The sequence below is a fragment of the Streptomyces canus genome (assembly GCF_030815415.1).
Taxonomy (GTDB): Bacteria; Actinomycetota; Actinomycetes; order Streptomycetales; family Streptomycetaceae; genus Streptomyces; species Streptomyces canus_F.
The window spans coordinates 5,601,285-5,620,630 of sequence record NZ_JAUSWW010000001.1; the positions used below are offsets into that span (position 1 = coordinate 5,601,285).

12 protein-coding genes are annotated in these 19,346 nt (G+C 70.4%); 2 read left to right on the forward strand and 10 right to left on the reverse strand.

Translation table 11 applies throughout. The features are described 5' to 3' along the window. The first annotated feature begins 156 nt into the window (after window positions 1-156). Window positions 157-339: a hypothetical protein gene (locus QF037_RS26095; protein ID WP_307029149.1), complete on the forward strand. Its 183-nt coding sequence runs from the start codon at window positions 157-159 to the stop codon at window positions 337-339. Window positions 340-354: 15 nt separating this feature from the next. Here QF037_RS26095 and QF037_RS26100 read toward each other — a convergent pair whose 3' ends face one another. Then, complete coding sequence (locus QF037_RS26100) at window positions 355-2,013, reverse strand: DNA repair helicase XPB (RefSeq protein ID WP_307029151.1); 1,659 nt, start codon at window positions 2,011-2,013, stop codon at window positions 355-357. Window positions 2,014-2,160: 147 nt separating this feature from the next. Between QF037_RS26100 and QF037_RS26105 the strand changes: the two genes are divergently transcribed. Then, complete coding sequence (locus QF037_RS26105) at window positions 2,161-2,712, forward strand: hypothetical protein (protein ID WP_307029153.1); 552 nt, start codon at window positions 2,161-2,163, stop codon at window positions 2,710-2,712. A 54-nt stretch (window positions 2,713-2,766) separates the two neighbouring features. On the opposite strand, the gene QF037_RS26110 is transcribed toward QF037_RS26105, so the two are convergent. The 9 genes from QF037_RS26110 to QF037_RS26150 all read right to left on the reverse strand — a co-directional run bounded on the left by QF037_RS26110 (window position 2,767) and on the right by QF037_RS26150 (window position 19,272). Then, the gene (locus tag QF037_RS26110; RefSeq protein WP_307029154.1) at window positions 2,767-4,215 is read right to left on the reverse strand and encodes an aminotransferase-like domain-containing protein; all 1,449 of its coding nucleotides are present in this window, start codon (window positions 4,213-4,215) and stop codon (window positions 2,767-2,769) included. A 63-nt stretch (window positions 4,216-4,278) separates the two neighbouring features. Continuing rightward, window positions 4,279-5,646 (reverse strand): serine hydroxymethyltransferase, encoded by a 1,368-nt coding sequence (glyA, locus tag QF037_RS26115; protein ID WP_307029155.1) that lies wholly within the window; start codon window positions 5,644-5,646, stop codon window positions 4,279-4,281. Between the two features lie 16 nt (window positions 5,647-5,662). Beyond that, window positions 5,663-7,270 carry a condensation domain-containing protein gene (locus QF037_RS26120; protein ID WP_307029157.1) on the reverse strand — a complete coding sequence of 536 codons (1,608 nt, stop codon included), beginning with the start codon at window positions 7,268-7,270 and terminating at the stop codon, window positions 5,663-5,665. A gap of 43 nt (window positions 7,271-7,313) precedes the next feature. After that, window positions 7,314-8,591 carry an ATP-grasp domain-containing protein gene (locus QF037_RS26125; protein ID WP_307029159.1) on the reverse strand — a complete coding sequence of 426 codons (1,278 nt, stop codon included), beginning with the start codon at window positions 8,589-8,591 and terminating at the stop codon, window positions 7,314-7,316. After that, window positions 8,588-9,358 carry a thioesterase II family protein gene (locus QF037_RS26130; RefSeq protein WP_307029161.1) on the reverse strand — a complete coding sequence of 257 codons (771 nt, stop codon included), beginning with the start codon at window positions 9,356-9,358 and terminating at the stop codon, window positions 8,588-8,590. The genes QF037_RS26125 and QF037_RS26130 overlap by 4 nt, the downstream gene beginning before the upstream one ends. Continuing rightward, entirely contained in the window at window positions 9,355-9,534 is a 180-nt protein-coding gene (locus QF037_RS26135) for an MbtH family protein (RefSeq protein WP_171144099.1), read from the reverse strand. The genes QF037_RS26130 and QF037_RS26135 overlap by 4 nt, the downstream gene beginning before the upstream one ends. After that, a complete protein-coding gene (locus tag QF037_RS26140) occupies window positions 9,531-13,460 on the reverse strand; it encodes an amino acid adenylation domain-containing protein (RefSeq protein WP_307029166.1) in 3,930 nt (1,309 codons plus the stop codon). Before QF037_RS26140 ends, QF037_RS26135 begins: the two co-directional genes overlap by 4 nt. A 35-nt stretch (window positions 13,461-13,495) precedes the next feature. Continuing rightward, window positions 13,496-17,434: a condensation domain-containing protein gene (locus tag QF037_RS26145; protein WP_307029167.1), complete on the reverse strand. Its 3,939-nt coding sequence runs from the start codon at window positions 17,432-17,434 to the stop codon at window positions 13,496-13,498. A gap of 8 nt (window positions 17,435-17,442) precedes the next feature. After that, window positions 17,443-19,272 carry a non-ribosomal peptide synthetase gene (locus QF037_RS26150; protein ID WP_307029169.1) on the reverse strand — a complete coding sequence of 610 codons (1,830 nt, stop codon included), beginning with the start codon at window positions 19,270-19,272 and terminating at the stop codon, window positions 17,443-17,445. Between the last annotated feature and the right edge of the window lie 74 nt (window positions 19,273-19,346).

Genomic DNA, 19,346 nt, shown 5'->3' on the forward strand with positions numbered 1-19,346 from the left:
CGGCGGGTGCGAGGGCCAACCGTTTTCCGCGCCCCCTAGGGGATCGCCCCTCGGTCCGCTGGGGGAGACTCCACCCCCAGGGTGTACCCAGGTAGCACGGGAAGTGGGGACTTGGGGCCGATGCCCTCCCTATGCCCCGGGAGCCACCATGGGGACATGAGTGCAGCGACCTTCACCCCAGCCCCCGGTCGCCCTTCCGGAGCGACCTCCCTTTCCGACGGCCACGCCGGCCACCGCCTCGGCGACGCCCTGCGCGCGATCCGCGTCTTCGCGGGCGCCGCCTTCGACGTGGTCATACTCGGCGAGTACGCCGAGGAGGCGGGCGTCCGCCGCAGGTAGGACGCCCGGCGTCCGTCAGTCCTCGGTGCCCTTGTCCCCCGCCAGCAGCTCGTCCGCGTCCACGATCCGGTAGGCGTACCCCTGCTCAGCCAGGAACCGCTGCCGGTGCGCCGCGAAGTCCTGGTCGATGGTGTCCCGGGCGACGACGGAGTAGAAATGCGCCTGGTGGCCGTCCGCCTTCGGCCGCAGCACCCGGCCCAGACGCTGTGCCTCCTCCTGCCGGGACCCGAAGGTGCCCGACACCTGGATGGCGACCGTCGCCTCCGGCAGGTCGATCGAGAAGTTCGCGACCTTCGACACCACCAGCACGCTGATCTCGCCCTGCCGGAAGGAGTCGAAGAGCTTCTCGCGCTGGGCGTTGGAGGTCTCGCCCTTGATGACGGGCGCGTTCAGATGCTCGCCGAGCTCGTCGAGCTGGTCGATGTACTGGCCGATCACCAGGGTCTGCTGCCCCGCGAAGCGCTTGACCAGCGCCTCCGTGACCTTCCGCTTCGTCGCGGTCGTCGCACAGAAGCGGTACTTCTCCTCCTGCTCGGCGGTGGCGTACGCGAGCCGCTCGGAGTCGGTGAGATTGACCCGGACCTCGACACAGTCGGCGGGCGCGATGTACCCCTGCGCCTCGATCTCCTTCCAGGGCGCGTCGAAGCGCTTGGGCCCGATGAGCGAGAAGACATCCGACTCCCGCCCGTCCTCCCGCACCAGCGTCGCGGTCAGCCCGAGCCGCCGCCGCGCCTGCAGATCCGCCGTGAACTTGAAGACGGGAGCCGGCAGCAGATGCACCTCGTCGTAGAGGATCAGCCCCCAGTCCCGGGAGTCGAAGAGCTCCAGGTGCGGATAGACACCCTTCCGTCTGGTGGTGAGCACCTGGTACGTGGCGATGGTGACGGGCCGGATCTCCTTGCGCGTCCCGCTGTACTCGCCGATCTCCTCCTCGGTCAGCGAGGTCCGCTTCACCAGCTCGTGCTTCCACTGCCGGGCCGAGACGGTGTTGGTGACGAGGATGAGGGTGGTGGACTTCGCCTGCGCCATGGCCCCGGCACCGACGAGGGTCTTGCCCGCGCCACAGGGCAGGACGACGACCCCGCTGCCGCCGTGCCAGAAGTTCTCCACGGCCTGCTTCTGGTAGGGCCGCAGCGCCCATCCGTCCTCGTCCAGCTCGATCGCGTGCGCCTCGCCGTCGACGTACCCCGCGAGGTCCTCGGCCGGCCAGCCCAGCTTCAGCAGGGTCTGCTTGATCTGCCCGCGCTCGGAGGGGTGTACGGCGACGGTGTCGGGGTCGAGCCGCGCACCGACGAGCGGGGCGATCCGCTTCGAGCGCAGGATCTCCTCCAGCACCGGCCGGTCGGTGGTCGTGAGCACCAGCCCGTGCGCGGGGTGCTTGCTGAGCGTCAGCCGCCCGTACCGGTCCATGGTCTCGGCGACGTCGACGAGCAGCGCGTGCGGCACCGGATACCGGCTGTACTGCACCAGAGCGTCGACGACCTGCTCGGCGTCATGCCCGGCGGCCCGGGCGTTCCACAGCCCCAGCGGCGTCACCCGGTAGGTGTGGATGTGCTCCGGCGCCCGCTCCAGCTCCGCGAACGGCGCGATGGCCCGACGGCACTCGTCGGCCTGCTCGTGGTCGACCTCCAGGAGCAGAGTCTTGTCGGACTGGACGATCAGCGGTCCGTTCACCTACGCACTTCCCTTCGGCACGGCCAAACCTCCAGTGTGCCGTACCGCGCGCCGATGCGGCGGGCCCGTCCGGGGCAACCCTGGGCCACCGTCGACCGTCTGACCGGGCGAGCAGCGCACCGGGCGCGATGTGCGGAGGGTGGGGGCATGACGGGGTTGTCGGTGCGCGGCTGGGCGACCGGGGTGGGGGCCGTGCTGGTGCTGGTGGGCACGGGTGTCTGGGCGATGGGGCGGCCGGCCGAGGTGGACGGCCGGCTGTGGGGCGAGGTGCGGCCGGTGATAGAGGCGCGGCTCGCGGCGGACTCGCGGGGCAGCGGGTACGGGGAGGCCGAGCCGGGGCTCGGGGCGCGCTGGTTCTGCCAGGCGGAGGCGCTGGAGCTCGCCGAGCGGGACGGACGGGTCCGGGCCGGCGTCAACACCCTGTGCATGGAGTACGGGGTGCGGGGCCGGGCCCTGGTGGAGTGCAGCGGCGGATCGTATCCGCAGGTGGTGCTGCTGGAGCGGCGTGCGGGTGCCGGCTACCGGGTCGTGTCCCGGCAGGAGCCGCCGGACGGGGCGGGGTACGCGCAGTGGACGGAGAGCCACTTCGGTCTGTTCGCCGAGCGCGGGGCCCAGGACCCGATGTCGTCCACGGGCTTGGAGGCAGCGGCCCGCACCCACTTCGGCCTCTCGAAGGACGCCCCGATCAGCCCTTGCTGAAGCCGCCCTCCGGCACCGCGTCCGACGGACGGCCAGGCTATGGCGAGATCACCGTCAGGCGATCGACGTGATTGCCTTCAAGTACCGCGACCGGCTGCCCGTGGATGGAGCTGCCCGCAGAGTTAGGTCGTCGATCAATCTGTTCAGGCGGTCCAGGCCCAGCGAGATCTCCTCGGGTGAGAGCACGCTGAAAGACAAGCGGATCTGCTGTAAGCCCCCGGATCCCGCGTAAAAGTGGTGCATTGGGGTCCACAGGACGCCGAACTTCGAGGCTGAATATTCGAGTACTTCGTCGTCCGCACGGAACGGCAGCGACAGGACGACGAACATCCCGCCCTGCGGGGCGTTCCAGGAGACCGCGCCATGATGAGGCTGTGCCGACCCGAAGCGACTCTCCAGGCCCTCCAAGACGGCTCGGAGGTTGCGCCGGTAGACATCGACCTCGCGCACGGTGGCACGCTCAAGGCTGCATTGGTTCTCGACAAGGTATCCGCCGATGACGGCCTGAGCCACAGTCGAAGTGTTGAGCGTGACCATGCTCTTCAATTTCGCCAGCTGATCGGCGAGCAGGCTCTCGCGCCGGTCGTCATCGACGACCAGCTGATCTGCGATCACATACCCGACACGGGCCCCAGCGAACACGGTCTTTGCGAACGAGCCCAGATAGATGACCCTGCTGTCTGTATCCATGGATTTCAATGTGGGTGGTTTAGTACCACCGAGCTGGAATAAGGAGTAAGGGTTGTCCTCCAACACCAGCAAGTCCTCGCGCGCAGCCAGCTCCAGGAGCGCAGCCCTGTCGGCAACTGTCATGCTCACGCCGCTGGGATTCGCGAAGTCAGGGACGACATAGCAGGCTCGCGGCCGCAGTCCCTCGGCTCGGGCGGCGTCAATTTGCCGCTGCAGGTCCGCCAGGTCAATGCCGCTCGCGCCCTCGTTGACCGCACGCACCGGCATGCCGACAACCCGGGCCGCGCCGATGAATCCGACATACGACGGCATCGCGGCGAGGACCACGTCGCGGGTATCGCGGTGGAGCGCGCGCAGGACCAGGACCATGGCCTCCTGACAGCCTGTTGTCACGACAACGGACTCGGGATCCACGGTCAGGCCTTCGTCCAGCTGCAGGTGGCTGGCGATCAAGTCGTGAATGAGGCCCTTCGTCCGGCCGTACTGGAAGAAGGTCCGGCGCACCTGTGCCGGTGTCAGCGTGCGCTTCCCTGCGAGGTGCTTCTCGAATGCCGACAGATACCGCGGCAGGTCATCGAGATCATAGAAACCCTCATAGGGGCGACCTGCTGCGAACGAAACCGCGTCGGGGAAGCGGCCCGCGATCTCGTTCAGCAACGTCATCGAGGTCAGCGCCGGGTCATCGACGGACTCGTGCAGATCAGACATTGATATGCGCACCCGCGACTCAGCGGCCGTGCCCAGGGGCTGCTTCGGGTCCGCCGAACCGTCGCCAGAAACGTCCAGGACAGCAAATGGTGCTTCTTCGTACATCTTCCTTCACCATTTCACTTGATTCCGAATCGAACGTGTCCAAACCTGTGCCGGCCAAAGGGATCAACGGCGGGTCACCTCGAGGGGCTGAGCGAGCCCCAGGTGCGAGAGGGGGTGGAGTGCGCACAGTTCGGCGACCTCTGCCCTGACGCGGGCCCGAATGGCGTCGTCCAGGTGCCACTCGCAGGTGCCGGTTGCCTGTACGGACGACAAGACGCGGTCGACGAGGGCTGCGCACCGGCGGATGGCGTCGCCCTCCATGCTCCGGGCGGCCAGGATGTTGGTGCCCAGCCGTAGACCGCTGGTGACTCCGGGTCCGTGCGGGTCGTCGGGGATCTTGTTCTTGTTCACGATGATTCCGCAGGACTCGAGCGCCTGCTCGGCGATGATGCCGGTCAAGCCCCTGCGGCTGACATCGATGAGCACCATGTGGTTGTCCGTGCCGCCGGTGAGGACGTGGTAGCCCGCGGCAGACAGCGCCGCGGCCAGGGTGGCGGCTCCGTTGAGGACGCGCCCGGCCAGCTCCCTGAACCCGGGCTCAGCCGCCAGCGCCAGAGCCCGGCCCTTGGCTGCGATCGCCTGGAGCTGCGGGGTGCCCTGGAGAAAAGGGAAGACCGCGCTCTGGAAGGTTTCGGCGAAGGTCTTGCGAGAGCCGGGTACCGGCATGTCGGCGTCCTTGCCCATCAGGATGAGGCCGCCGCGAGGTCCGTAGAGCTGCTTGTACGTGCTCGTCGTGGTCACATGGGCGATGTCGATGGGGCTCGGGTGCAGTCCGGCTGCCACCAGGCCGGAGATATGGGAGATGTCGGCGAGCAGGACAGCTCCCACCTCGTCCGCCACCGCACGGAAGCGGGCGAAGTCGATCGTGCGGGGATACGCGCTCGCCCCGCAGACGATCAGCTTCGGCCGGTGCTCCTTGGCGAGACGCTCGACCTCAGCGAAATCGATCAGCCCCGACGCGTCGGTGCCGTACCCCACCGAGGTGAAGTAGCGCCCGGAGACCGAGGCGCGGGAACCGTGGGTGAGGTGGCCGCCCGCGCTCAGTTCCATCCCGAGCAGCACATCGCCGGGACCGAGGAGGCTGAAGAGGACGGCCTGGTTAGCCGTACTGCCCGAGTGAGGCTGGACGTTGGCGTACTGGGCACCGAAGGCGGCCTTGGCCCGTCGCACCGTCAGCCGCTCCACCTCGTCCACCACCTCGCAGCCCGCGTGGAACCGGGCGCCGGGATATCCCTCGGTCGTGACATTGCCGAGAACCGTGCCCTCGCAGGCGGCCACGGAAGGGGGCGCGACACTGGAGGCTGCGATCATGGCGAGCGTCTCGGACTGGCGCCGGTGCTCACGATCCAGCAGGGCGTACAACTCGGGGTCTTGGTCGTGCAATTGACGCACACCGAGCTGCGCGTAGGAGGCCAGAGGGCTGGAAGGCATGATGGTCATCGGCTTTCTACGCGTTCTGGAGGCCGGTGAGGGCCGGTTCTTCGGGGCCTTCGGCCATCAGATGCAGCGCGGACAGCACATACCGCAGCAGCTTTTCGGCCGTCCCCACGCCGTACTTGGCCTCGTCGACCGTGATCTCCAGGAGGTGGCCGACGCCCCGCGGGTCGTTGATCACCTCGACGCGGACAGGGAAGCTGGAGGTGTCGCGCAGGTCCTCGTCGGCGGTGATCAGCCCGGTGTCCAGGAGCCGGTCGCGGGCGTGGAAGTGCACGTAGTTGAAGACGGTGGTGAAGGGCGTACCGCCGAGCAGGGAGCGCACTTCGGCGTCGGGGAACCGGCGGTGGGCCAGCAGCGCGCTCTCCGTCTCGAAGGCGCGCCGGGCCGCGGTGTGCCAGGACACTCCGGTCACGTCCAGGCGGAAGGGCAGGGTGTTCAGGAACAGCCCGAGCGTCAGCTCGCTGCCCACCCGCTCCGTCCGGCCGCTCACGGTCAGCCCGATCGTGACCGAGGAGCTCTCGGCCAGGGCCGCCTGCGCCGTACAATTCGCCGCCAGCAGCAGGCTCTTGACCGGAATGCCCCAGTCGGCGCTGAGCCGGTGGATCCGCTCGATGTCCGCTGCCGGTATCTGGGCGCTGATCTTCTTCAACGGGTCGCCCGAGCCGTCGCCCCGCTCCGGCAGTACCGCCCCCGTGTCGGTGCCCAGGCTCTCGAAGTAGCGCTGTGATTCCTCGTCGCGCAGGGCCGCGCGTTCCAGGCGTACGTACTCCTCCGCAGGTGCGGGCTCGGCGAGTCCGAGTGTCTCGCCGCGCAGCAGGGCCGCGTACATGCGGATCAGCTCGCTGCTGAGGACCGACTCGCTCCAGCCGTCGAGCGCGGCGTGGTGGAAGGCGTAGGAGAGCTGGAAACGCGAGTCGCCGGTGACCGCGGCGTGCACGCGCCAGAGGGGGGTTTGCTCGGGGTCGAAGGGCGCCAGTAGATCCCGCATGGTCTTCTCGTACTGCTCGGCTTCGGTGGCCTCGTCCAGACCGGACCGGTCCACTGTCTCCAGCGGTACGGCGACGTCCCGCTCGACCACCTGCATGGCCTCACTGAAGGTCGTGAGGTCGAAGCGGGAGCGCAGTACCGGGTGGCGGCGGGCGATGCGGTCGAGTGCCTGCCGCAGTACGGACGTGTCGAGGGGGAGGGTGACCGTACGGGACACGGCGTCGATGTAGAGGTTGCCGCCGCTGAGCAAGTTCTCGTAGATCAGGCCGAGTTGGAGACGGGTCGCGGGATGGACCGCCTCGGCGCCCGCGGGGATCAGGGCCCGGTCCGCCGGAGAGAGCAGGTCGTCGCCGCAGTCCTCCTCCTCGGGATCGGCCGGCCCGGCGGAGGAGGCACAAGTGCCCCGCGGGGTGGGGTTCTTGAACAGGTCCAGGAGGCTCAGGCACAGGCCCTGTTCCTTGGCCGCGCCGATGACCTGTACCGCGAGGAGCGAGTCCCCGCCCAGGGAGAAGAAGTCGTCGTCGGGGCCGACACGGGGGACGCCGAGGACCTCTTCCCAGATGCGGGCCAGTGTGTTCTCGTCGGTCGGCCGCTCCTGCTGGGCCGGCCCCTCGGTGATGGTCTCGCTCATGTGTCTGCTGACCTTTCGTGGTGTCGTGGCATCCGGGCCGGCGTCACAGCCGGCCGAGTTCGGCCGCGGTGACCGTCCGGAGGCCGGGCCGGCCGGGGAAGGCAAAGGTGAACCGCAGCCGCGACTCCACTTCCTCGAAAACCGCGGCGAGTTCCTTCAGGCCGGTGGTCTCACCGATGACGACATCGAGGTCCTGGGTCTGCACGCCGCCCGCCAGCTGGGCGCCCCGTCTGGCGTACGGGCGGTGCAAGGTCACCTCGGGCAGCGCGCGGATCTCGTCGCTGCCCGTCACCTCGACCAGTTCGCACGCGTCGCGGGGCGCGGGGTGCGTGATCTGGTAGACGACCCGGTCGGCCGGGAGCGCGGGCACGGTGACGCGTTCGCCGAGGGCGATCCGGCCGGCCAACTCGATCAGGTTCCTGCCGATGGCCCGGCCGGCGAGCTCGTTGATACCGCCGCCCAGCCGCCCGTTGACCTCGATGAACCGGGGCCCGTCGGGGGTGAGTTTGGCCTCGGTGTGCGTCAGACCGGTGGTGATGCCCAGCGCCGCCACGGCACGCCGGGCCAGGGTGAAGACCTGCTCGGTCTCCTCGGGATCCAGCGGCGAGGGCCAGAACCTTCCGGTCTCGCGAAAGGGCGGCACCATGGGGAACTTGCCGGTGACGGCGATATCGGCGATTTCGCCGTCCTGCACGAGCTGTTCGATCGAGACGTAGTCCCCGAACGGCGCGCAGTCCCGCCCCACCAGGTACTCCTCCAGCACCAGGGCCCCGTCCGGGTCGTACCCGGGGGTGCCGGTTGACAGCAGGCGCTCGACGGTGCGCAGCCCCGCCGCCTCGTCGTCGATGAGGAAGGTGTTGCGGCTGGCGCCTCCGAAGGCGGGTTTGAGCACCGCGGGCAGCCGTACGTGGGCGACGGCGTCCGCCCAGTCGGCGACGGAGTCCACGCGATGGAAACGTACGGAGTCGACCCCGGCCGCGCGCAGCGCGCTGCGCTGCTTCCACTTGTCCGTCAGCATCGCGGTGGTGGCCGGGCTGTGCTGGGTCAGTCCCAGCCGGTCCGCCAGTTCACCGGTGAGCCGCAGGGCCTTCTCACTGAAGGTCACGATGCCGCCCGGGTCGTGGCCCTGTAACTCCTGCACCGCCTGGTCGAGCGAGTCGATCCACACGAGGGGGGCGAACTGCTCCAGCAGCGGCGCCATGTGCCGTGTGTGGTCGTTGCGCTCGGCGGCGAAGACCCAGGTCGCCCAGTCGCCCAGGCCCACCGCGATGTCGCCGGGTTGGGCGGCACCGAAGTCGTACACCACGATCAGTGGTTTCACCGGGACACCTCTCGTGCGTGGTTGCCGTCCAGGGCGCCGTGGATCAACCCGGTCAGGGTCGGCAGATCGTCCCGGTAGTAGAAGTGGCCGCCGGGCAGGGTGCGGGTGGTGAGAGCAGCCGTGGTCCACTCGCCCCAGGCGTCCAGGTGATTGCCGGTCACCCAGATGTCGTCGACGCCGCCGACGGCCAGCACCGGGCAGCGGACCGGACGGTTCTCGGGGACGTGCCGGGCGAGCATCAGGTAGTCGGCCCGCAGGACCGGCACGATCAGATCCAGCAAGTCGGGGTCCTCGATCAGCTGGGGGTCGTAGTCGCCGTACCGGGTGATCTCCTTGATCCACTCTTCGTCCGTCATGGCGAGGACCTGGTCGGCGTCCAGGCGTGCCGCGGACGGTGGCCGTGCCGCGGAGGCGACCAGCAGTTCGACCGGGCGTCCGGCGTCCGCCAGACGCAGGGCCAGGGTGTGACCGAGGACCCCGCCGAGGCTGTGGCCGACCAGGACCACGGGGCCGGTGGAGTGTTCCAGGACCGCATCCGCGGCCTCGTCGGCGAGGGCGGTGATGCTCGTCGCCTGCGGCTCCGCGGCGCGCGGTCCGCGCCCGGGGTACTGGAGCACCAGAGCGGCCTCGTCCTCGCGCAGCAGTAGCCGGGGCCAGTTGCCCATGGCGTACGCGCTGCCGCCGGCGAAGGGGGCCAGGACGTAGACGCGGGTCTCCTCAAAAGAGCCGTAGCGCCACAGCGTGGGAGTGGGTTCGGTGCGCTTCACGAGGCGCCGTCGACCACGGACTTTGGGCGGATGTCGGTCCACACCCGCGCGATGTGGGCCAGGCACTCATCCCTGGACCCGGCGAATCCGGTGGCCTCCCAGCCGTTCGGCAGGGCCTTGGCCTCGGGCCAGACCGAGTACTGGGCTTCGGCGTTCACCACGACGGCGTGGGTCATCGGGCCATCTCCTTCGAGTCGGACGATTTCGAGTCGGACGATTCGGATACGGGAACCGTGGTGCGCAGCGCCGTGGCATAGGCGTCCACCAGCGCGTGCATCCGGGGCGCGGTGAAGACCTCACCGCTGAAGCGCCACAGGATCGTCAGCCGGCCGTCGACGATGCTGGGGTAGATCTCGATCGGGAACGGGCGGGGCATGTCCGCGGGCCGGTCGTCGCCCGAGATGTCGATCCGGACATCGCCGAGCGGGCCCGGGGTGCCGCCCGTACCGGCGCCCGCCGCCCCGTCCGCGTGCAGATAGGCGGGCTCGCCCCAGTAGTTGAAGAGCACCTGGGGGACCGGGACAGCGGCGAGCCGGGCGCGCGTCCCGGGGTCGGGGTGGAGGTGGCGCAGCAGGTCGTGATCGAGGCCACGGCCCGGTATGTCCCTGATCAAGCCGGCCACGGCTTGCGCCTGTCCGGCGTCGGCGGGGTCGGCGAGCATCGGCAGGGCGAAGGGATAGGCGGTGTTGAAGAAGCCGACCGTGCGGCTGAGATCGACGTCGTCGAACAGATCCTCCCGGCCGTGTCCGCCGAGCTGGACCTGCAGGGTGCCTCCGTCGACACCGAGCCAGTTCTTGAACCCGGTGCCGAGGGCGGCCAACAGGCCTTCGTACACGGTCAGTCCGGCGCCGGTCGACGCGTCGGTGAACCGACGGGTCCAATCCCGGTCGAAGACGAACGTGATCTCCTGGGTGTTTCCCTCGACGCCCTGCGGCTCGGTGTCCGCCACCGGCACACACGCGTCCCAGTCGCGGGTCAGCCAGTAGTCCGCGTTCAGTCGCTCCGGCCGTTCGCGTACGAGTTCACCGAGGCGGCGGGCCCATTCGGTGTAGGAGGTGCCAACCGGATCCAGCGACCCGGCGTCGCCGTCGCGCAGGATCGCCGAGAGCTCCTCGGTGATCACGTTCCAGGAGTAGAGGTCCACCACCGTGTGGTGGACGATCATGACCAGCCGGTCCTCCAGCCCGTCCGCGAGCCGGAACAGCCCGGCGCGGCAGACCGGTCCGGTACGCAGATCGAGGGCCGCGTGGAGTGCGGTCGCCGAGTCGTGGATCCGGCCCTCCACCTCGCTCGCCGCCACCTCCCGCAGGTCGAACTCGGTGACGGGCGGGGCCTCTTCGTCGATCATCTGGGTCGAATCGGCGCCCGCCACGTTGATCCGGGCTCGCAGCATGGGGTGCCGCTCGGCCAGCAGACGCACGGCTCGTGCGGCCTGCTCGGTGGTCACCGAACCGCGCACGGCGTAGAGCACACCGTGGTTCCAGTAGTCCGGGCGCGGCACCTCGCGTGCGAAGAAGGCCAGTTGGGCCGGGGTGAGCGGGGCGGACCCGCGGTCGGCCTCCGATGAAGGGGATACGGCGGCGGGCCGGCCGGCCTCGGCCGTGCGCCATCGGGCGACCCTCGCCAGCGCCTCGACGGTGCGGTGCTCCAGCAGGTGCCGGGGACGCAACTCGACGCCGCGGCGGCCGGCCGCCTGGGTGATTCGGATACCGGTGATGGAATCGCCGCCGAGCGAGAAGAAGTCGTCCGTGACGCCGACGCGCTCGAGCCGCAGACAGCTCGCCCACAGCTCGCACAGCACGGCTTCGAGAGGGGTGCGCGGCGCGGTGTACGCGATGGTGTCCACGCTGCGTTCGGCGGCGAGTGCGCGCAGCGCCTTGCGGTCCACCTTGCCGTTTCGGTTGCGCGGCAGTTCGCCGAGCAGCAGCACCTCGTTGGGGACCATGTAGGCGGGCAGCCGGCCGGCGACGGATTCCTTGACCGCGGCGACAGTCGGAGCGCCGCCGGGCTGCGTGGTGACGAAGGCGACGAGCCTTTCCAAGCCGTCGTCCTTGAGCAGTTCGACGACACCGCGCGCCACCTCGGGATGGCTCTCGACGGCGTGCTCGATCTCGCCGAGTTCCACCCGGCGGCCCCGAAGCTTGATCTGGTTGTCGGCCCGGCCGAGCAGTTCGACACTGCCGTCCGCCCGCCACCGGCCGAGGTCACCGGTCCGGTACATGCGCCGGCCGGGCTCGGGGGCGAACGGGTCGGGCACAAACGCCGCGGCGGTCAGTGCGGGCTGCCCGATGTAGCCGCGGCCCACGCTCTCGCCGCCGATGTGGACCTGCCCGACGACACCCGGTGGCAAGGGCTGAAGATCAGTGTCCAGAACATGGACGCGGACGTTGGGCAGCACCTTTCCGATGGAGGTGTACATCCCCTCGTGGGCGGTGACCGGCCCACCCGTACTGTCGTCGGCCACCTCCGCGGGGCCGTAGGCGTTGAGCAATTCCACCCCGGACATGACGGTGTGCCAGCGCCGGGCCAGTTCGCCGCTGAGCGGCTCACCCGTGGCGATCATGCGCGGCAGGGTCGCGCGAACGGCCGCCGCGGAGCCGGGCTCGTCCTCGAAGTGACTGAGGAGGACGGCGATGAAGGTGGGGACCAGAGCGAGGCAGCCGAAGCGGTGGCCGACCGCCATCGAGGCGAGCGCCGCGGGGTCGCGCACCACGTCATCGGGGACCACACAGATCGTCGAGCCCGCGGTGAGGCCCGCGAACATCTGCCAGATGGACAGGTCGAAGGTGAGAGGCGCGGTCTGCGGGACCTCCACGCCGGGGCGCAGGCCGTAGTCCGGTACCCGGGTCGCGAGCAGGTTGAGGAACGAGTGGTGCTCCACACCGGCGCCTTTGGGCGTGCCCGTCGAGCCCGAGGTGAAGATGACGTAGGCGAGATCGGCGGGCGCGGCCGGGGGACCGAGCAGCTTGCGGATCGTCTCGGGGGCGTACGTCCCGGCGGCCGACTCGGCCTCCTCGCGCAGGTTCTCGGGGCTCAGCCGGGTCGCGTCCGGATTCTGCGGCACCTCCACCTCGTCCCCCGCCACTACGACGCGGGCGCCGCTCAGTAGCCGGTCGCGGCGTTCGGCGGGCATCTCGGGGTCCACCGGTACATACGCGCCGCCGGCGAACAGGACCCCGACGGCCATGACGAGGAACCAGGCGCTGCGCGGTGCGACCAGTGCCACCTGGCTCTCGCGGGTGACTCCCGCGCTCCTCAGCCGTAGCGCGACGGCCGTGGCGTCCGAGCACAGCCGGCGGTAGGTGAACGACTCGTCGCCGTCGTGGACGGCGATCTCGTCCGGACGTGACTCGGCCTGGGCGAGCAGCAGTTCGCGGTACGGTGTGCCGCTCTTCAGTTCCGCCGTCTCGTTGAAGGCGACCAGTACCCGGTGGCGGGTGGCGTCGTCGAGACCGCTGATGTCCGCGAGGCGGCGATCCGGGTCGGCCAGGCCCTGCTCCAGCACCGTGGCCACACCGGACGCCAGCGCCCGGAGCCGTGCGGTGGGCAGCAGCGAGGAGGTCACCGTGATCTCCTCGGCGTCGATGCCGAGGGACACGGCCTCGTCGCCGTCCTGCTGGGCAGAGGTCCCTGGGCGAACTCCGATGCTGAGCGCCAGGTCCCCTTCCCGCAGGTCCTTGAGGGGGACCTCGTCGACGGCGCCGTGGGGGAGGGTCTCGGCGACCGCGGACCGGACGCTGCCCAGCCACTCGCGGAAGGTCGCACCGGGCTTCGGCTGAAGGTGTACGGGATGGCCGTGGCCCAGGGGAGCACCGGCCAGCAGGGTGACCGCGCCGTCGGCGCCGAACCGGCGCAGCACGAGGGCGGCGGCAGCCGCGGCGGCGGTCCAGTACAGCAGGGGTTCGCCGCCGGTGATCCGGGTCAGGTGGGCGCGGGTGGCGGGTGTGAGGGCCGCCCGGGCGGTTCCTGGACCGCCGGGGAGGGGGTCGTGCGAGCCGCCCAGGGCTTCCGCCGTGGCGAGCGCTCCCTCGCGTAGCCCGTCCCGGCGCTGCAGCCAGAACTCGCGAGAGGCGAGGCTGGTCGAATCGGTGGTGGTGTCCACGTGCGGGTTTCTCCTCTTCGCGGGCCTGCGGGTGCTCAGAACGTGAAGTCCGGCATCGCCGGCGAGTCGACGCCTGCGGGCGGCGAGTCGAACAGGTCGAACAGGGTGGCGCCGGGGCCGAGGTCGGCCAGTCGCAGCAGGAGCGTGCGGTACTCCTCCAGCCAGGAGGCGGCCGTGTCCTGACGGAACAGGTCCGTGGCGTACTTCAGCCGCGCCCACAAGGCGTCGCCGTACTCCAGGACCGAGACGCTGAGCGTGAACGTGGGTGCTTCGGAGTCGACGTCGAGCAGCTCGACACCGGGACCGCCGGGGCCGAGACCGGTGATCGGCGCGACCTCGTTCTGGAAGCCGAAGTTGGTCGTGGCCGCGGGTTCGGCCGTGTGCGGCCGGGCGATGCGGATGATCCGGTCCGCGGGCAGGTCGCCGTGCGACAGCGCCGACAACTGGGCGTCGCGGACGGCCGCGAGCAGCACGGCAAAGGGTTCACCGGGCACCAGGGCGGCCCTGACCACGATGGTGTTGGCGTAGCAGCCGATCACCTCGTCATGGCCCGGAACACGGCCGGGAACCGGCCCGGCGACGGCCAGATCACGGTGGCCCCCGAGCTTCCACAGCAGCGCCATCCACCCGGCGAGCAGCACCATGTTGAGAGTGCCGCGCTCTCGGCGGGCGATCTCCCGCAGCGCAGCCGCCAGTTCGGCCTCGATGATCAGGGGCAGGTCCGCGCCGCGGCTGGGCGGTTCGGAGAAGTCGGCGTCCGGGACGTCGGCGGGCAGTGCCACGGTCGGCACCCCGTCGAGCCGTTCGGTCCAGAACTCGACCAGCCGCCGTCCGCGTGCCCCGTCCAGCATCTCCCGCTGGTCGCGGACGAAGTCCAGATATGTCTTCCGGGGTGCCGGACGAACGTCGGCCTGGCTCAGGTCGTCCATCAGGACGCGCCAGGACCAGCCGTCGAAGAAGAGATGGTGGAAGGTGAGGACGAGGACGTACTGGTCGCCGTCGGCGAAGCGGGCGCGAACGAGCTGATAACGGGCCGGAGTTGAGGAGTACAGGTCCAATGGCCGGCTGACCAGGTCCTTGAGCCGGGCGAGCAGGGGCGCGCGGCCCTCGGCCACGGTGTGCGGCCGGAGGTCGACGTCGAGGTTCTCCAGGGTGACCCGGGCCTCTTCGGGCGGGGCGACCACCTGGACGGGGCCGTCCTGGCCGTCGCGCAGGCCGACCCGGAGCATCGGGTGGCGGTGGACGACCGTTTCGAGACGCCGGATGAGCCAGCCGGAGTCCACCGGGCCGTCCAGGAGGAAGGCGCCCGGCACGTTGTACGCGGCGGATTCGGGGGCGAGTTGGACGGCGGCCCAGATCGCGCTCTGCTGTCCGGAGAGGGGGCCTTCGACCGGGCCGGCCGCTTCCTCCGCCTCGGCCGTTGCCACCGCTGGGGTTGGGGCAGGCGCCTGGGACCTCGCGGTTTCGAGCGATGCCGCGAGGTCGCGGAGGGATCCGAAGTCGAAGAGCTCCAGTACGTCGAGTTCGGTGCCCAGGAGCTGGTTCAGCCTGGTGACCAACTGGACGCCGTTGAGGGAGTTCCCGCCCTGCTCGAAGAAGTCGTCGTCAAGGCCGAGCCTGGGCTCTTTGAGTACGTCCCTGGCTGCCTCGAGCACCGCGGCCTCCGGGGTCGGTGCGTCGGTGCCGGCGGTCCGCGCCTCGCCTGTGGGTGCCGCACCTGGCGCCGTCTGCGTCGCGGGCACGGTGAGAACGGTGCTCGGCCAGCAGCACTCCTCGGCGAACGGGGCGAGGGGGAGCTCCACGCGCCGCCGGGGCCGGGACCCCAGAGCCGTACGCCAGTCCAGGGGGAAGCCGTGGCGGTGGCATGCGACGAGCAGGTCGGCGGGCGAAAGAGCGGTGACGGTCGTGAAACGAGGGTCGCGCCACTCATGTCGCAGGGCCGCCAGCGCGCTGCCGGGCGCCAGGTCGAGAAGGACAGTCCCGTCGGCGAACCCGGCGAGCGCCGCCCGCAGTCGGTCCGCGTCGGGTGCCGCGGCCCGCGCCTCGGCATCCGCCTGCTCCAGGGCGGTCGGCAGATCCACCGCGCCGCGCGTGTACCGCGCCGCGACCGCGCCCACACCGTGCGCCAGGACGAGATCCGGAGTGACGCCGAGATCGGCGAGGAGTGCCTGCAGGCCGGCGATCCGGAGCAACTGCCGCTGCACAGGGGTCCAGAGCTCGACGGGGAGATGCCGCCGGGCCGCCTCCAGCACACGGGCGAAGCCGGGATACGAACCGGCCAGTTCCAGCAGGTGCGCGGCCTCCGGCGCCGGATCCGCGTCCGTGGACGAGCCGAGGAGCAGGACGAGGGAGCCGCGAGCGGGGGCCGCACGGCGGACCGTGGGCGTGGCGGACAGGAACGCGTTCAGACCGTCGAGGAGCCCGGCCGTGTCGCGCACTTTCCACGCCTGCCGGTGGAAGAAGAACTCCGGGTGTACGCGGCCCAGGGCCAGGACATCGGCCGCGGCGGCGAGCGGGAAGCTGTCGGGGGCGGCGGTGACGGTGTCCCGCAGCCGCGTGGCGTACTGGCGCAGGCCCTCTTCGTCGCGCGCGGAGATCACGACGACGTACTCGGCCGGTTCTGCCGAACAGCCTGTGCCCCGGAGCGGCTGCGGCTGTGGTTGCCCGGAGGCGCGGTGCTCCTCAAGGATCATGTGGGCGTTGGTGCTGCTGAGCCCGAAGCTGCTCAGCGCGGCGCGCCGAGGGGTGTCGCCGGCATGCCACGGCTCGCACCGGTCGGCGATGCGCAGTGTGCCTCGATCCATGTCGAGCAAGGGGTTGGGAGCGCTGTAGTGGGCGGTGGGGAAGATCTCACCGGCCCGGAACTGGGCGATGACCCGGACCAGACCCGCGAAGCCCGCCATGCTGTCCAGATGGCCGAAGTTGCCCTTCACCGAGGACAGGGGACACGCCGTGACGGGAGAGCGACCGGCCGGGAAGGCGGACAGTGCGTCGGTCAGCCCCTGGACCTCGATCGGATCGCCGATGCGGGTGCCGGTGCCATGGGCCTCGACATAACCGAGGGTGGCCGGGTCCACGGCCGCGTCCCGCAAGGCGGCTGCGACCACCTGGCTCTGGCCCGCGGGGCTGGGCGCCGTCAGTCCGTTGCTGCGCCCGGCGTCCTGGTTGACGGCGCTGCCCCGGATCACCGCGTGCACGGTGTCCCCGTCGCGCAACGCGTCGGCGAGCCGTTTGACCAGGACGAATCCGCCGCCCTCACCGAAGGTCGCGCCGTCCGACTTCTCGTCGAACGGGCGGCAGCGGCCGGTGGCGGAGAGCACCCCCAGACCGTCGGTGCCGTCCGGGCGACGCGGGGGGCGGCCCAGAATGAGTTCGTAGCCGCCGACCAGGGCTGCTTCGCCTTCGCCGCGCGCCAGTTTCCAGCGCGCCTCGTGGAGCGCGACCAGGAACGACGAGCAGGCTGTGTCGACGACCAGTGCGGTGCCGCGCAGATCCAGGTGGTAGGCGATCCGTCCGGCCGCGAAAGCGCGGATGCTGCCGGTGATGGCCGCGCCCTCGCGCCGGTCGGCCTCGGGCAGCAGATCGTGCAGGGTCGGTTCGATCCCGCCGTACCCGGCGGTGTAGACACAGACATCACGGCCGCTCAGTTCCGAAGGTGCGTAACCGGCGTTGCCGATCGCCCGTACCGCGAGTTGGAGCATCTTGCGCTGGCGGGGGTCGATCAACTCCGCCTCGGCGCGGGAGAGACCGAAGTACCGGTGGTCGAAGCTCGTGATGTCCTCGATCCAGCCGCCCTCCTGGTCGTCGTCGGAGCGGGTGGTGCCGGTGGCTTCGGCGCGGGCGGTGGGCATCGGCCCCATGCAGTCGCGCCCGGTGCGCAGGATCTCGGTCAGCGAGTCCCAGTCGTCGCACTGGGGGAAGTCGAAGGCCAGGCCCACCACGGCCACCGCGGTGCTGTCATTCGCCGTGTCCATGACGTCCCTCACAGTTCGACGGTTGCCGCAGACCGGTCGGTGTGCGCGGGATCTGCGCCGTCGAGGGCGGCGGCCAGCGCGGCGACCGTCGGGTACTCGAAGAGCTGTCCGATGGTCAGGCCGGGAGAATGGCGGCGCAGGCCGGCGAAGACCCGCAGGGCCTTGAAGGAGTCCCCGCCGATCTCCATGAACCGCTCGTCGCGGCCGACTTCGGACCGTCCGAGCACCGAGCACCACAGATCGGCCACGAACCGCTCGGTGTCGGTGCGCGGCGCAGGGGCCGTTGGGCCGCTGGGCACGGCACCGTCCTGGGCCAGGGTGCGCAGCGCGGTCAGGTCCGCTTTGCCGTTCGCCGTGACGGGGATGGCCGCGACGACGACGATGCGGCTCGGGACCAGCGCCTGGGCCAGGACGGTGCGCAGCTGCCGGGAGATCTCCTCCGGCGTGAGGGGCGGGGACGCGACCACGTAGGCGACGAGTTCGGTCGGCAAGTCGGGCGCCGGGCTCTCCCCGACGACCAGAGCCTGCTCGATTCCGGCCACGGAGAGCAGCGCCGACTCGATCTCGCCAGGCTCCACGCGGTTGCCGCGGACCTTGAGCTGCCGGTCAGCCCGCCCCAGGTACTCGTAGACGCCGTCGCTGTCGCGGATCATGAGGTCGTCGGTGCGGTAGAAGCGTTCGCCGGCGTCGTCGTGGGTGAACTTTCGCCCGGTGAGGGCCTGGTCGCCGAAGTAGCCGTGGGCGAGGCAGACGCCGCCGATGTGGAGGACACCCGGGGTGCCGTCGGGTACCGGTCGGCCGTCGTCGCCGAGCAACCGCAGGTCGACCCCGTCGATGGCCTTTCCGACCGGGATGCGTGCGCGCCGGATGTCCGGCTCCGTCACACGGTGGAGCATCATCGCGACGGTCGCCTCGGAGGGACCGTACATGTTGACGGCATGCAGGCCGGGGCGGGCTTCGAGGATGGCGGCGGCCAGTCGTGGGGGGAACGCCTCGCCCGCGACGACGACCATCCGGCCGGGTAACAGCGCACCGATGTCATGCTGTGCTGCTAGCGCCTCGAGCAAGGAGGGTGTGTACGTCAGCGCCTCCACCGGGTGCTTCTTGAGCTCCGCCGCAAGGGCCACGGGGTCGAGCGTGGTGTCTCGGTCGTAGATGTCCAGCCGGGCGCCACTGAACAGGGCGCCGAACACGGAGATGAGACCGAGGTCGGCGGCGAAGGTGGTGGCGATGCCGAAGCTGTCCACGGTCGTGATCGGATCCAGGTATCGCCAGAACCCGAAGTGGTAGTTGAGTACGGCCCGGTGCGGGACGTCCACGGCCTTGGGAACGCCCGTGGAGCCGGAGGTGAAGACGAGATACGCCGTGTCCTGCGGATCGGTTTCTTCACAGGGCTCGTACGGTGCGGTCGCCGACGAGGCGTCCAACAGCCGTACGGGTGGAGTCTGTTCGGGCAGTCGCGGCCGGTTGCGCGCATCGGTCAGCACCGCTCGCGCCCCGGTCGCGGTCAGCAGTGCCGCGATGCGAGTCTCGGGGTCCGAGGACTCCAGGTGGACATGGGCCGCGCCGACCGACCACGCGCCCAGGACGGACACCACGGACCACACCGAGCGGTCCACCACGGTGGCCACCACATCCCCGCGCCCGATGCCCGCCTCGCGCAGCCAGCGGGCGAGTCCGCCGGCCGCCGACGCCAGTTCTGTGTAGCTCAGTTCGGTGTCGCCATGACGTACGGCCGCGCGCGCTCCGTTGTGCGCGGCCACATCGCGGAACAGAGCGGCGGTCGATCGGTATGCGGACGAGGACACGGACGAACCCTTGGATGGTGCTGCGTACACGAGCACTCCTTAACTGTCCTTGCTGACCGACGTAATTCTGCGCGGGCGCGGACGGCATCCCGCCAAGGGGAAAC

Coding starts and splice junctions, on each gene's coding strand:
- QF037_RS26110 (WP_307029154.1), bottom strand. CDS start 4,215: ATGTACGAAGAAGCACCATTTGCTGTCCTGGACGTTTCTGGCGACGGT.
- QF037_RS26135 (WP_171144099.1), bottom strand. CDS start 9,534: ATGACCCACGCCGTCGTGGTGAACGCCGAAGCCCAGTACTCGGTCTGG.
- QF037_RS26105 (WP_307029153.1), top strand. CDS start 2,161: ATGACGGGGTTGTCGGTGCGCGGCTGGGCGACCGGGGTGGGGGCCGTG.
- QF037_RS26145 (WP_307029167.1), bottom strand. CDS start 17,434: ATGGACACGGCGAATGACAGCACCGCGGTGGCCGTGGTGGGCCTGGCC.
- QF037_RS26095 (WP_307029149.1), top strand. CDS start 157: ATGAGTGCAGCGACCTTCACCCCAGCCCCCGGTCGCCCTTCCGGAGCG.
- glyA (WP_307029155.1), bottom strand. CDS start 5,646: ATGCCTTCCAGCCCTCTGGCCTCCTACGCGCAGCTCGGTGTGCGTCAA.
- QF037_RS26120 (WP_307029157.1), bottom strand. CDS start 7,270: ATGAGCGAGACCATCACCGAGGGGCCGGCCCAGCAGGAGCGGCCGACC.